This is a genomic window from Saccharopolyspora halophila (assembly GCF_039531955.1).
Lineage (GTDB): Bacteria > Actinomycetota > Actinomycetes > Mycobacteriales > Pseudonocardiaceae > Saccharopolyspora > Saccharopolyspora halophila.
The window spans coordinates 96,815-110,046 of the sequence record NZ_BAAARA010000021.1 but is presented as its reverse complement, the minus strand read 5'-3'; the positions used below and the strand labels follow the sequence as shown (position 1 = coordinate 110,046).

Sequence of the window (13,232 nt, the reverse complement as noted above, 5' to 3'; positions counted from 1 at the left end):
CCGTTTCGGTCTGCGAGGACAGCCGCGCAGGCCGCCACTCAAGTCGCGGATCCCGCAGCCCGACGACGTCCGAGGTTCCGCTCCGGGCACCGCCGCGCAAACCGCGAACTGAAATAGCCCCTTAGACGACCGCCTCGTCGGCGTCGTCCGGGGTCTCGGCGCCGCGTTCCTTCAGCGAGGCGAAGCCCGCCGGGGGTTCCTGCCAGTGCGCGGCGTCGGATCCCTGCTGGATCGCCCGCCAGACCCGTTCCGGGGTGGCGGGCATGTCGACGTGGCGCACGCCAAGGTGCTTGAGCGCGTCGACCACGGCGTTCTGCACCGCAGGGGTCGCTCCGATGGTCGACGACTCACCGATCCCCTTGGCGCCCAGCGGGTTGTGCGGGGTCGGGGTTTCGGTGTTGTGCATCTCGAAGGACGGGAACTCCGCGGCCGACGGGATGGCGTACTCGGCGAGCGTGCCGGTCTCCGGGTTGCCGTCGGCGTCGAAGGAGACCTCCTCCCACAACGCCTGGGCGATGCCCTGCGCGGCGCCGCCGTGCTGCTGCCCGCGCACCAGCATCGGGTTCATGATCCGGCCGCAGTCGTCCACGGCGACGTGCCGGACCGGACGCACCTTGCCGGTCTCGACGTCCACCTCGACGACCGAGATGTGCGCGCCGAACGGGAAGGTGGCTCCGCCTGGGGCGAAGTCGACGTCGGCGGCCAGCCGCTCGCCCTCCGCTCCTGCCGTCTCGACCAGTTCGGCCCAGGTGATGGTCGCGTTCGGCACGCCCGCGACGCCCAGTTCGCCCGCGTCGGTGAGCTCGATGTCCTCGACGCCCGCCTCCAGCCGGGTCGCGGCCAGTTCCTTGGCGCGCTCCAGCACCTTCGCGCCGGCGTCGCGGACAGCACTGCCTCCGACCTGCAGAGACCTGGAGCCACCCGTTCCGCCGCCGCGCGGCACCTCGGCCGTGTCGGACTGGATGAACTCGATCGCATCCACCGGGATGCCGAGGGTGTCGGCCACGATCATGGAGAACGCGGTCGCGTGCCCCTGGCCGTGCGCGGACGTGCCGACCTTGATCCGGGCGCCGTTCTCGTGCACCTCGACCTCGGCGTAGTCGCCGGAGCCGCCACCGGTGATCTCGACGTAGGCGCTGACGCCGATGCCGAGCAGCGTGGTCTCACCGGCCTCGACGCGGCGAGCCTGCTCGGCGCGCAACTCGTCGTAGCCCGCCAGGCGCACGACCTCGTCGAGCGGCATCGCGTAGTCGCCGCTGTCGTAGTTGGCGCCCACCAGCGTGGTCATCGGCAGCTGGTCCGGGGACAGCAGGTTCTGCTTCCGCAGCGCCACCGGATCCACGTCCAGCTCGGCGGCGGCCAGATCCATCAGCCGCTCGAGCATCGCCGCCGCCTCCGGGCGGCCGGCACCGCGGAACGCCCCGACCGGGGTCGTGTTGGTCATGACCATCGCGCCGTCGTAGCTGATCTTCGGGATGTCGTAGACGCCCTGCGCCATCAACCGCGTCGGCCCCAGCACCAGCGAACCGCCGAACCAGGCGTAGGCGCCTGCGTCGCCGATGTTGCGGCAGCGCAGACCCACGATGCTGCCGTCTCGGCGCAACCCGAGCTCGGCGTACTGCACCTGGGCACGGCCGTGCGGCATGGCCTGCATGTTCTCCGAGCGATCCTCGATCCAGCGCACCGGCCTGCCCAGTTCGCGCGCCAGCGCCACCGCCACCGCGTGCTCCGGGATCGCCCCGGCCTTGCCGCCGAAGGCACCACCGACGTGCGGGGAGATCACCCGCACTCGCTCCGAATCCAGCTCGAACGCGGCGGCCAGCCCGGCTCGCACCCCGTGCGGCATCTGGGTGGACACGTGCACGGTGATGTCCTGGTCCTGCGCGGGGCCGCCGGGCTCGACCGCGACCGCGTTGCCCTCCAGCGGCACCACCGCGACCCGCTGGTTCTCGATGCGCGCCCGCGCGACCACCTCGGCGTCGTCGAGCACCGAATCCCCCTGCGAGTCGCGGAATCCGTCCGCGATGTTGCCGCCCAGCTCGGGGAACTGCGGTTCGGACGCGGGATCCATGGCCTGTTCCAAGTCCACGACCGCGGGCAACTCCTCGTACTCGACGTCGACCAGCTCGATCGCGTCGGCGACCGCGGTGGGGCTCTCCCCCACGACCACGGCGACCGCCTCGCCGACGAACCGCACCCGGTCGACGGCCAGCGGCGGGCGCACGACCCGCTCGTCGACCTGGATGAACGGCGGTGGCGCGGGCACGTTCAGCTCGCCCGCGGAGTACGCGCCGACGATGCCCGGTGCGCTCTTGGCCGCGCTCGTGTCCACCGAGACGATCTCGGCGTGCGCCAGTGGCGAGCGCACGAAGCCGATGTGCAACATGCCGTCGAGCTGGAGGTTGCCGATGTAGGTACCTCGCCCGTTCAGCAGATCCGGGTCCTCGACCCGTCGAACTTCAGTCCCCAGCAATGAACCCGCCATGCGTGAACCCTATCCCTCGCGCGCGACAACAGCGGTCGCGAATGCCACCGCATCGCGAACTCAACCGGGTTGTGGGGCGGGAAATTCCCCGTCCGCCACGAATTCGCCCGACCGACTGGACGGCAGCCCGCAACGCCGTTGACCCGCCGTGTTCGGGGACGTACCTTCCGCCGCCCGCGAGACGGAAATCCCTACGCCGGTTCGATTCTCAACCAACCACCGGAACTGTCCGGCAGGCCGGACACAGTTCGATTTCGCTCACCCGATCCGTTGACCGCCCCTGTTCGCGTGGGTAGCTTTTCACAACCATAAGCGGCCCTTCACATTTGTGAAACGCACAATCCGCGCAAAGGAGCGCGCCATGAGCAGCAGCGTCGCGGACACCCCCAGCGATCCGTACGTCCTCACCGCCGATGGCATCAAGGATCCACCAACCGGCTGGAGGGGCAGCCTCAAATACCTCGGGCCGGGCTTGATCGTCAGCGCCTCGATCGTCGGCTCCGGGGAACTCATCGCCACCACTGCGCTGGGCGCCAAGGTCGGGTTCGTCCTGCTGTGGATGGTCATCCTGTCCACAGCGGTGAAGGTCGCGGTGCAGGCCGAGCTCGCGCGTTGGACGATCCTGACCGGCAAGCCCGCGCTGACGGGGTTCAACGAGGTGCCACCGAAGTTCGGCCGGATCGGCTGGATCAACGTGCTGTGGATCATCATGGCGCTGTCGAAGTTCCTGCAGATCGGCGGGATCGTCGGCGGCACGGCCACCGCGCTGAGCACGCTGATCCCGGTCGGTGGTGAGCCGATGAGCATGACCTCGCTGTCGGTGTGGACGGCGATCGTGGTGGCGGGCAGCATCGCGCTGCTCTACTCCAACCACTACAGCCTCGTCGAGCGCGGCGCGTTCGCGCTCGTCGCGGTGTTCTCGGTGGCCACCATCTGCATCGCGGTGGGTCTGCCGTTCACGCCGTTCGCCTACAGCGGCGGGGACGTGCTCAGCGGGCTGACCTTCGCCATCCCGGCGGGCGCGATCGGCGCGGCGCTGGCGATGTTCGGCATCACCGGGGTCGGCGCCGACGAGATCACCTTCTACACCTACTGGTGCGTGGAGAAGGGCTACGCGCGCTGGGTCGGCCCGAACGACGGCAGCGAGGCGTGGAAGCAGCGGGCGCGGGGCTGGATCCGGGTGATGTACAAGGACGTGTTCATCTCCTGGGTGATCTACACGGTCGGCACCCTGGCGTTCTTCATCATGGGTGCGTCGGTGCTGAATCCGCAGGGCATCGTGCTCGAGGGCAACGAGATGATCGCGGTGCTCTCCCGGATGTACACCGACGTGATCGGCGAGGGCGCGGCGATCGCCTTCCTGATCGGCGCGACCGCGGTGCTGGGCTCGACGCTGTGGGCTTCGATCCCGAGCTGGTCGCGGATGTACACCAACGTGCTGGCCACGCTGGGCGCGCTCGACTGGAACGACGGCGTCGCGCGGCAGAAGTGGGTTCGCGGGTTCACCGTCGCGCTGCCGATCCTGTGGGGCGCGACGTTCCTGTCGATCTCCTCGCCGGTGGTGATGGTGCAGATCGGCGGCGTCGTGACCGGCATCTTCCTGCCCGCGGTCGTGGTGGCGGTGTGGTACCTGCGCAACACCCAGGTGGAACCGGAGCTGCGCGGCGGGCGCTGGTTCAACGCGGTGCTGACGATCAGCAGCGTGGGGATCACGCTGCTGGGCATCTACAGCCTGGCGGAGGTCTTCACCGGCTCCGGCTGACAACTCCCGGCGCGGGCATCGCCGCTCCCCGGTGCTCGGACCGCGACGTTCGGCTCCGGCCTCCGGGGAGCGGCTCGCTCACGCGGGGACGGTTCGCAGGGCCGACCCACGCTCGTCCGCGAGCGCGGGTCAGCCCTGCGGTCACGGCGGGTCAGCAAGGCAGTGCGCAGCGCTCGCGAACTTGAACCGGGCAACGTCAGCGGTCAGTGTTGAGGCAGCACCGCGAGCCTGGAGGGGATCCGACGTTGAGCCACGCCTTCGATTCCGTGACCGTTGCCGAGCTGCGCGCCCGGGGCAGTCTGAAGTGGACGCTGCACGAGGACGCGCTGGGCGCATGGGTGGCCGAGGCGGACTTCGGCACCGCTCCGCCGATCCTCGAGGCCTTGCACGCGGGCGTGGACTCGCTGAACTTCGGCTACTTACCACCGCGCCTGGCCGATGACATGGCCAAGGCGTGCTCGGAGTTCCAATTCCGCAACCACGGCTGGGAGGTCCCGCCCGAGCGCATCCGCCCGATGGCCGACGTTCTGGAGGTCTGCAAGCTCGCGATCGAGCACTTCAGCGCGCCCGGCAGCAAGATCATCCTGCCCACGCCCGCGTACATGCCGTTCCTGAACGTGCCCGCGAGCATGGGCCGCGAGATGATCACCGTGCCGATGGCCCGGGAGCAGGGCCGGTTCACCTTCGACCTCGACGCGCTGGACGCGGCGTTCCGGGACGGCGGCGACCTCCTCGTCCTGTGCAACCCGTACAACCCGCTGGGCCGGGTCTTCGCGCCCGAGGAACTGGACGCGGTCTGCGAGGTGGTGGACCGGCACGGCGGCCGGGTGTTCGCCGACGAGATCCACGCCCCGCTGGTGCATCCCGGCCACCGGCACGTGCCGTACGCCTCGTTGTCGGAGACCGCGGCCGGGCACGCGATCACGGCGACCTCGGCGTCGAAGGCGTGGAACCTGCCCGGGTTGAAGTGCGCCCAGCTGATCGTGTCCAACGAGGCCGACGCCGCCAAGATCGACGAACTCGGGCACCACATCTCGCACGGCGCCGCCAACCTCGGCGTCCTCGCCAACACCACCGCGTACCGGCAGGGCGAGCCGTGGCTGGCCGACGTCCTCGCCTACCTCGACGGCAACCGGCACGCGCTCGCCGACCTGCTGGCCGAGCACCTGCCCGGAGTCGGCTACGCGCCACCGGAAGGCACCTATCTGGCCTGGCTGGACTTCCGCGAGCTCGGGCTCGGTGACCACCCCGGCGAGTTCTTCCACGAGCAGGCGGGCATCGTGCTCGTCGACGGCCCCGCCTGCGGCGCCGAGGGAGCCGGGCACGCCCGGCTGAACTTCGCCACCCCGCGACCCGTCCTCGAACAGGTGGTGCTCGGCATGGCCGAGGCGGTCAAGGGCCTCTGATCGATCCGCGCGAGCGTCCCGGAACCGGATTCTTCGCCCGCAGGTCGTCGGCTGGTCACCCCGGTCTTACCGGAGCAGGACGTGCGGCGCTCACGATGTTCGCGTGCACGACGCGATCACGGCCGGGACGACCGGCCCGCGACCAGTACGCAGCCTCGCGGTCCTCGGCGACTCGGTCGCCGAAGGCATGGGCGATCCGATCGCAGGCCGGCGGTGGCGCGGTTTCGCGCCGCTGCTGGCCGAGGCGGTCGGTGCGGCCGCTCTGACCAACATGGCCTCCAGCGGCGCCCGGGTCGCCGACCTGTGGCGCGACCAGCTGCCCGCGGCGCTGCGGGCCGCACCGGACGCCGCGGTGGTCATGGTGGGCATGAACGACACCATGCGCGCGGACTTCGACCCGCGGTTGCTGTGGCAGCAGCTCAACCACGTGGTGTGCGCGCTGGTCGATACCGGAGCCGACGTGGTGACCATCCGGTACCACGATCACGCGCGCGTGTTCCGGCTGCCGGGACCGCTGCGACGGTTGCTGCGGCGCCGGATCGACTCGTTGAACCGGATCCTGACCGAGGTCGCCGAAGCGCACGGCGCCAAGATCGTGGACCTGGACCGCCTGCCCGGCGCGTACCACCCGGCGGCCTGGAGCGTGGATCGACTGCACCCCTCGGAGCTCGGCCACCGGATGCTGGCGAAGGCCTTCGCCACGAGCCTCGCCGAGTTCGGCCGAACGATCCCCGGCGAGGTATCGCTGACCTGCTCCGGTGGAGTCCCCACCTCCCGCTGGGACCACGCCCGCTGGCTCCTGGGCAAGGGAATCCCCTGGTGCCTCAGCAGAACCCACGACCTCTCCACCCACTTCCTCCGAACCCGCCGCCCCAAACCCGATCAACCCCCAAACCCACACCCGGCAGAGCCAAGTTCCGAATTACCTTGAATTCCGTCCCCCGAATTACCTGGAATTCGGTGTCGCGTTTTCGCGGGTTTTTGGAGAGATGACGCGATCGGGGTCGTGGTTGGCGGCGTGTTGAGTTGCGCCGCTGGCGCGCGGGTGGGTCCCGGCGTTCCGGAGCAGCGTTCGGCGCGACGTTCCGGGCCGGCGCCCGGGTGTGGTGAGCGCTGTTCTTGGCATCCGTTGTTCGGTGTCGTTCTGTCCGGGGGCTAGCTCTCGTCGGCGGGGTGCAGGTGGGACTTCTGGATCTTGCCCGAGCCGGTTTTCGGGAGTTCTTCGCGGATTTCCAGGCGGGCTGGGATCTTGTACCCGGCCAGCCGCGGCTGGAGGTGCTCGCGGAGCTCGTCGAGGGTGAGTGCGGCATCCTCGCGCGGCACGACGTGAGCGCACCCGACCTCGCCCCACTTGTCGTCCGGGACACCGACGACGGCCACCTCGGCGACCGCCGGATGCGTGAAGATCGCGCTCTCGACCTCGGCCGGGTAGACGTTCTCCCCGCCCGAGATGAACATGTCCTTGACCCGGTCGACGACGTACAGGTGACCTTCCTCGTCGAGCTTGCCCAGGTCACCCGACCGGAACCAGCCGTCCCCAGTGCGCGAGGCAGCGGTGGCCTCCGGGTCGTTCCAATAGCCGGGGCTGACGTTGGGCCCCTTGATCAGCACCTCCCCGGGCTCGCCCGGCGCGACGTCCGCACCGTCGGCGCCGACCACGCGCACCTCGGTGAACATCGTCGGCACCCCTGCGGAGCCGACCTTCCGCGCGCTCTCCGACGCTTCGAGAAACGTCGCGCCCGGCGCGGTTTCAGTCATCCCGTAGCCCTGGCAGAAAACCAGGCCGCGTCGCTGGTAGGTGCGGATCAGCGATTCCGGGATCGCCGCGCCGCCGGACATCACGATGCGCAGCGACGAGAGGTCGGCGTCCGCCCAGCGCGGCGAGGCGGCGAGGTCGGCGAACATGGTCGTCACACCGAAGAGCAAGGTGATTCCCCGCCGCTCGATGAGCTCGAAGACCTCCTCGACGCGCCAGCGCGGGGTGATCACCGCGCAGGCCCCCTTGAGCAGCGTCGGCAACAGGCACTGGTCGAGCGCCGCGACGTGGAACAGCGGTGCGCTGATCAGCGTGCGCTCCTCGCTGGTGACGTCGACGCCGACCAGCAGGTTGTAGGTGTTCCACACCAGGTTCGCGTGGCTGAGCATGGCGCCCTTGGGTTTTCCGGTGGTGCCCGAGGTGTAGAGGATGAGCGCGATGTCCTCACCGCGCACCGGGGCCTGCACCGGCTCGTCCTCTCCTTCGGCCAGGAACGCCTCGTAGTCCCGCTCCCCCGGCTCCGGCTCCTCGACGGCGATCACGAGACCGGGCCGACTTTCCAGCTCCCGCACTACTTCGGCGGACCCGCGACCGTAGACGAGCACGTCCGAACCGGAATTGCGCAGCATGTAGTCGATTTCGGGCGCGGCCAGCCGGAAGTTCAGCGGCACGAAGATCGCCCCGAGCAGCTGCGCGGCGAACATCGTCTCCACGAAGGCGGGGTGGTTGGCACCCAGATAGGCCACCCGATCACCCGCTCGCACCCCCTCCTCGCGCAGCCGGACCGCCAACCTACGGACCCGGCTCGCCAGCTCCGCGTAGGTCCAGCAGCGCTCGCCGAAGACCACCGCGGTCCGGCTCGGCGTCATCAGCGCCCTGCGGAGCACCCATCCGCCGATTCCCTCGATGTCGGTCAACTTGCCTCCCCTGCCCATCGACGCGCCGAAACCAGGTCGTCGCGGCTGGTTTCGGGAAGTACCCAGGCACAACCCACGGTCAGCGCGCAGCAAGCGGCGATGACCAGCGAGGTGGCGACCGGGCTCTGCAGCTGCGCGAACACCACCGGCGCGACACCGCCGCCGAGCGCGGCGATCTGGTAGCCGAGCGAGGCACCGGTGTAGCGGGCCCGGGTGCTGAACAGCTCGGTGTAGAGCGCGGCCAGCGGCCCGTAGATCATCGGGTGCAGCACGGATTGACCGAGCACCAGCGCGAGCGTGAGCAGCGCGGCGCTGCCCGAGTGCACCATCGGGAACAGCGCGAAACCGTAGGCGGCGACCAGCACCGCCCCGATCATCATGATCGGACGTCGGCCGAAGCGGTCGGAGACGCCGGACCAGAACACCGTGCCGAACACCGCGAGCAGCGAGGACAGCGTGATCGCGGCCAGCACGGTCTGCCTGCTGAAGCCGACCTGCACGCCGTAGGCGAGCAAGTAGGTGGTCAAGGTCGTCTGCACGACGAACGCGGCGAGGCCCACGCCGATGCCGAGCGACAACGCCCGCGGGTGTTCGCGCAGCACGTTCAGCAGCGGCACGCGAGCGGTGGACTTGCCCTCGTCCTCGCGAAACACCGGTGTCTCGTCGACCTTCAGCCGCACGAACAGCCCGAGCCCCAGCAGCACGAGACTGAGCAGGAACGGGATCCGCCAGCCCCACGCCAGGAACGCCTCCTCGCCGAGCACCGCGGCCGCACCGGTGAGCACACCGGTGGACAGCACCATTCCGAACGGCGCACCGGCCCCGGTGAAGCTCGCCCACAGCCCTCGACGGGTGTTGGCGTGCTCGGCCGACATCAGCACCGCGCCGCCCCATTCGCCGCCCACGGCCACGCCCTGCACCAGGCGCAACAGCACCAGCGCCACCGGCGCCCAGGCACCGACCTGGTCGTAGGTGGGCAGCAGACCGATGAGGAAGCTGGCCGTGCCCATCAGCACCATGGTCAGGACGAGCATCCGCTTGCGGCCGATGATGTCGCCGTAGTGGCCGAAGATCAACCCGCCGAGCGGGCGCGCGAGGTAGCCGGTGGCGAAGGTGCCCAGGCTGGCCACGGTGGCCACCACCGGGTCGAGGTCGCTGAAGAAGATCCGCGCGAACACCACCGCCGAGGCCGTGGCGTAGAGCAGGAAGTCGTAGTACTCGATGACGCTGCCGAGGAAGCTGGACAGCACGGCCCGCCGCAGCTGCACCGGGCTGTAGTGTTCTGACGGCATGGCCGCTCCCGTGGTCTAGAGCCCGAGCAGTTTCACCGCGTTGTCCTTGAGGATCTTGGGCCGCACGTGCGGTTTGATCTCGAGCTCGTCGAAGTCGGCCATCCACCGGTCCGGCGTGATGACCGGGTAGTCGGAGCCGAACAGGACCTTGTCCTGCAGCAGCGAATTCGCGTAGCGCACCAGCTGCGGCGGGAAGTACTTCGGCGACCAGCCCGAGAGGTCGATGTGGACGTGGGGCTTGTGCGTCGCCACGGCCAGCGCCTCGTCCTGCCACGGCACCGACGGGTGGGCGAGGATGATGCGCAGTTCCGGGAAGTCCACCGCGACGTCGTCGATGAGCATCGGGTTGGCGTACTTCAGCCGGATCCCGCCACCTCCAGGAACGCCGGCCCCGATGCCGGTCTGCCCGGTGTGGAACAGCGCGGGAACCCCGAGCTCCTCGATGGCCCCGTACAGCGGGTAGGCCATCGGGTCGTTGGGCCAGCAGGCCTGGATGCTGGGGTGGAACTTGAAGCCGCGAACCCCGTGCTCGGTGACCAGCCGTCGCGCCTCGCGCACGCCCGCCTGGCCCTTCCACGGGTCGATGCTGGCGAACGGGATGAGCACGTCGGAGTGCTCGGCGCAGCTCTCGGCGATCTCCTCGTTGGCGATGCGCGGGTGTCCGGTGGCGTGCTCGGCGTCGACCGTGAACACCACGGCGGCCATGTTGCGCTGCCGGTAGTAGTCGGCCATCTCGGCGATGCTGGGTTGCCGGTGGCCCTCGGCCTTGAAGTACTCGGTCGAAGCGCCGAACAGCGCTGGCGACAGCGAGCGGTGACCGCTCTTGGAGATCTCGGCGTGGGTGTGCACGTCGACGGCGACGAGGTCCTCGGCGTTGAGCATCGCGTCCTCTCCCGCGGAGCTGGGGCGCGATCAACCTAGTCCGCCGAACCCCACCGGCGAACCACGACTTCCACCTCCCGAAAGCCCAACCCGAAGCGACAGTTTCACCTTTCGGGCGCGAGCCGCTCACAGTTTTAGGCAAAACTGTCACCACCACCGCGCAACCAGCCGGAACCTCACCCGAAGGGCAGCGCCTTCACTTGCGGCGGTTGGTGGCTTTGGTGGGGGTGGCTCGCGCGGGGTCCTCCGGCCAGGGGTGCTTGGGGTAGCGGCCGCGGAGCTCGGCGCGGACCTGCGGGTATCCGTTGCGCCAGAACGATTCGAGGTCGCCGGTGACCGCGGCGGGACGGCCCGCCGGGGACAGCAGGTGCAGGACGACGGGAATCCTGCCGCCGGCGATGCGAGGCGCGCGGTGCCAGCCGAAGACCTCCTGGAGCTTGACCGGGAGCGCGGGCTGCTCCGCGCTGTAGTCGACGCGGATGTGCGAACCGGTGGGCACCTCGATGCGGTCGGGCGCGAGCTCGTCGAGCCTGCCCGCCTCGGACCACGGGATCAGCCTGCGCAACAGCCGGCCCGCGTCCAACCGCAGGTCGGCGCGCGACCGCGCCTGCGACAGCTCGGGTTCGAGCCACCGATCGGCGGCCTCGATCAGCGATTCGTCATCGGTGGCGGGCCAGTCATCGCCGAGCGCGCGGTGCAGGAACGCCAGCCGCAGGCGCAACCTGCGGGCGTTCTCGTCCCAGTTGAGCAGCTCGATCCCGTCGACCCGCAGTCCCTCGAGCAGCGCGGCGCGGATGCGCGCGGGGTCGGGATCGGGGATCCGGCGCCGGGCGAGTTCGATGGCGCCGAGGCGTTCGGTGCGGTCGGCCCGCACGTCGCCGTCGGCCCAGCCGATCTCGTCGGTCTCCGACAGCAGTGCGGGCGCCGCCCGGCGCGCGAGATCCTCGTCGGCCGCGGCGGCGAGTCGAACCGTGCCGGTCGAACGCCCGGGATTGCGGTCGGCGATGGCCACGGCCAGCCATTCGCTACCGCGCAGCGGCGACCCGCCGGGCAGCTCGACGGCCGTTCCGGAGGCCATCAGATAGGCCGGGGAATCCGCAGATCTGCGGCGCGCGAGTCGTTCCGGCTGGGCCAGGGCGGCCACGAGCGCTTCGTCGCCACTGCCCCGTCCCTCCGGGATGGCGCGGCGCAGCCGCTTGACCTCCGCGCGCCAGCGGCCCGTTCCCGTGCGCGCGCCGCGCAGTTCGGCGAGCGCGGCGGACAGGTCGGTCTCGGCGGTGGCGGTGTCGTCGTCCAGCAGCGCGACGACACCGGCAGCGGTCTGCGAGCCCGCGTGTTCGGCACCGTCCAGCAGGGCGCGCGCCAAGCGCGGGTGCAGACCGAGCTCGGCCATCCGGCGACCGCGCTCGGTCACCGATCCCGCGCCGTCGAGCGCGCTCAGCCCGCGCAGCACCTCGTGACCGGCGGCCAGCGCACCGGCCGGTGGCGCGTCCCACCAGGACAGCCCGGAGCCGTCCGGGGTGCCCCAGCAGGCGAGCTCCAGCGCCAGGCGGGTGAGTTCGGCGGTGCGGATCTCCGGTTCGGGGTAGGCGGGCAAGGTGGCGTGCTCGTGCTCGGGCCAGCAGCGGTAGACCAGGCCGGGCCCCTGCCGCCCGGCACGACCGGCGCGCTGCTCGGCCACCGCGCGCGAGACCCGCACGGTGGCCAGCCCGGCGAGGCCGCGCCGGGTGTCGACCCGCGAGACGCGGGAGAGCCCGGAATCCACGACCGCGCGCACACCGGGCACGGTCAGGCTGGATTCGGCGACCGCGGTGGCCAGCACCACGCGTCGCCGCGAGCCCTGCCGCAGCGCGGCGTCCTGCTTGTCGTGCGCCAGCCTGCCGTGCAGCGGCAGCACATCCACATCGGACAGATCCGACAACTGGCCGGCCACCCGCCGGATCTCCCCCGCACCGGGCAGGAATACCAGCACGTCACCGTCCTGTTCGGACAGCGCGGCGCGCGTCGCGCGGGCGGCGGCCGACTCGACGCGCTCGTCCCGCGCGGGAGGCAGGTGCTCGATCCGCACCGGATGGGCGCGGGCCTCGGCGTGCAGCACCGGGGCGTCGCCGAGCAGGCCGGAAACTCGCTCGGCCGCCACCGTCGCCGAGGTGGCGAGGACCTTCAGGTCCGGGCGCAGGCCCTCGCGCGCGTCCAGCAGCAGCGAGAGCAGCAGGTCGGCGTCGAGGTGCCGCTCGTGGCACTCGTCGAGCACGACCACGTCCACCCCGGCCAGTTCCGGATCTGCCTGCAACCGGCGCACCAGCAGCCCGGAGGTCACCACCTCCACCGCGGTGTTCGCGCCGCGCTTGCGCTCGCCGCGCACCGCGTAGCCGACGCGCTGCCCGACCTGCTCGCCCAGCAGCTCGGCCATCCGCGCGGCCGCGGCGCGGGTCGCCAGCCTGCGCGGCTCGGCGACCACGACCCGCAACCCGGCCTCGGCCAGCGCCAGCGGAACCAGCGTTGTCTTGCCGGTGCCGGGCGGGGCGACGAGCACGGCCGAACCCTGATCGGTCAGTTGCGCGACGAGGTCGCCGAGCACCGGCCTGATCGGCAGATCGGGGAACTCCGGCACGGTCTCAGAGTCCTTTCAGTACGAGGCGGAGCCGCGTGCGGTGCGGGCCTCAGCTCGCGCCGCGGCGGGTTCTCGGGCATCGCAAAGCGAGGACAGCGCCGCGCAGGCCGCTGCTCGA

General features: G+C 70.7%; 8 protein-coding genes. 3 read left to right on the top strand and 5 right to left on the bottom strand.

Features of this window, described 5'->3' with window-relative positions; translation table 11 throughout:
- Positions 1–121: 121 nt before the first annotated feature.
- Entirely contained in the window at positions 122–2,485 is a 2,364-nt protein-coding gene (locus ABD289_RS21465; protein ID WP_344135908.1) for a xanthine dehydrogenase family protein molybdopterin-binding subunit, read from the bottom strand.
- Positions 2,486–2,846: 361 nt separating this feature from the next.
- Between ABD289_RS21465 and ABD289_RS21460 the strand changes: the two genes are divergently transcribed.
- The 3 genes from ABD289_RS21460 to ABD289_RS21450 all read left to right on the top strand — a co-directional run bounded on the left by ABD289_RS21460 (position 2,847) and on the right by ABD289_RS21450 (position 6,584).
- The gene (locus ABD289_RS21460) at positions 2,847–4,247 is read left to right on the top strand and encodes an Nramp family divalent metal transporter (protein ID WP_344135905.1); all 1,401 of its coding nucleotides are present in this window, start codon (positions 2,847–2,849) and stop codon (positions 4,245–4,247) included.
- A gap of 245 nt (positions 4,248–4,492) precedes the next feature.
- On the top strand, positions 4,493–5,653 hold the full coding sequence (locus tag ABD289_RS21455; RefSeq protein ID WP_344135901.1) for a MalY/PatB family protein: 1,161 nt from the start codon (positions 4,493–4,495) through the stop codon (positions 5,651–5,653).
- 103 nt (positions 5,654–5,756) lie between these two features.
- A complete protein-coding gene (locus ABD289_RS21450; RefSeq protein WP_344135898.1) occupies positions 5,757–6,584 on the top strand; it encodes an SGNH/GDSL hydrolase family protein in 828 nt (275 codons plus the stop codon).
- 224 nt (positions 6,585–6,808) lie between these two features.
- Here the strand turns inward: ABD289_RS21450 and ABD289_RS21445 are convergent, their stop codons facing one another.
- The 4 genes from ABD289_RS21445 to hrpB form a co-directional block, all read right to left on the bottom strand.
- Entirely contained in the window at positions 6,809–8,326 is a 1,518-nt protein-coding gene (locus ABD289_RS21445; protein WP_344135894.1) for an acyl-CoA synthetase, read from the bottom strand.
- Entirely contained in the window at positions 8,323–9,618 is a 1,296-nt protein-coding gene (locus tag ABD289_RS21440; RefSeq protein WP_344135891.1) for an MFS transporter, read from the bottom strand. Before ABD289_RS21440 ends, ABD289_RS21445 begins: the two co-directional genes overlap by 4 nt.
- A 15-nt stretch (positions 9,619–9,633) precedes the next feature.
- Entirely contained in the window at positions 9,634–10,500 is an 867-nt protein-coding gene (locus ABD289_RS21435; RefSeq protein ID WP_344135888.1) for an amidohydrolase family protein, read from the bottom strand.
- Positions 10,501–10,696: 196 nt separating this feature from the next.
- A complete protein-coding gene (gene hrpB / locus ABD289_RS21430; protein ID WP_344135884.1) occupies positions 10,697–13,114 on the bottom strand; it encodes an ATP-dependent helicase HrpB in 2,418 nt (805 codons plus the stop codon).
- Positions 13,115–13,232 lie beyond the last annotated feature (118 nt).

What these genes read in the sequence shown, in the direction of transcription:
- ABD289_RS21465 (WP_344135908.1), bottom strand. Translation starts at nt 2,485, where the DNA reads ATGGCGGGTTCATTGCTGGGGACTGAAGTTCGACGGGTCGAGGACCCG.
- ABD289_RS21460 (WP_344135905.1), top strand. Translation starts at nt 2,847, where the DNA reads ATGAGCAGCAGCGTCGCGGACACCCCCAGCGATCCGTACGTCCTCACC.
- ABD289_RS21440 (WP_344135891.1), bottom strand. Translation starts at nt 9,618, where the DNA reads ATGCCGTCAGAACACTACAGCCCGGTGCAGCTGCGGCGGGCCGTGCTG.
- ABD289_RS21435 (WP_344135888.1), bottom strand. Translation starts at nt 10,500, where the DNA reads ATGCTCAACGCCGAGGACCTCGTCGCCGTCGACGTGCACACCCACGCC.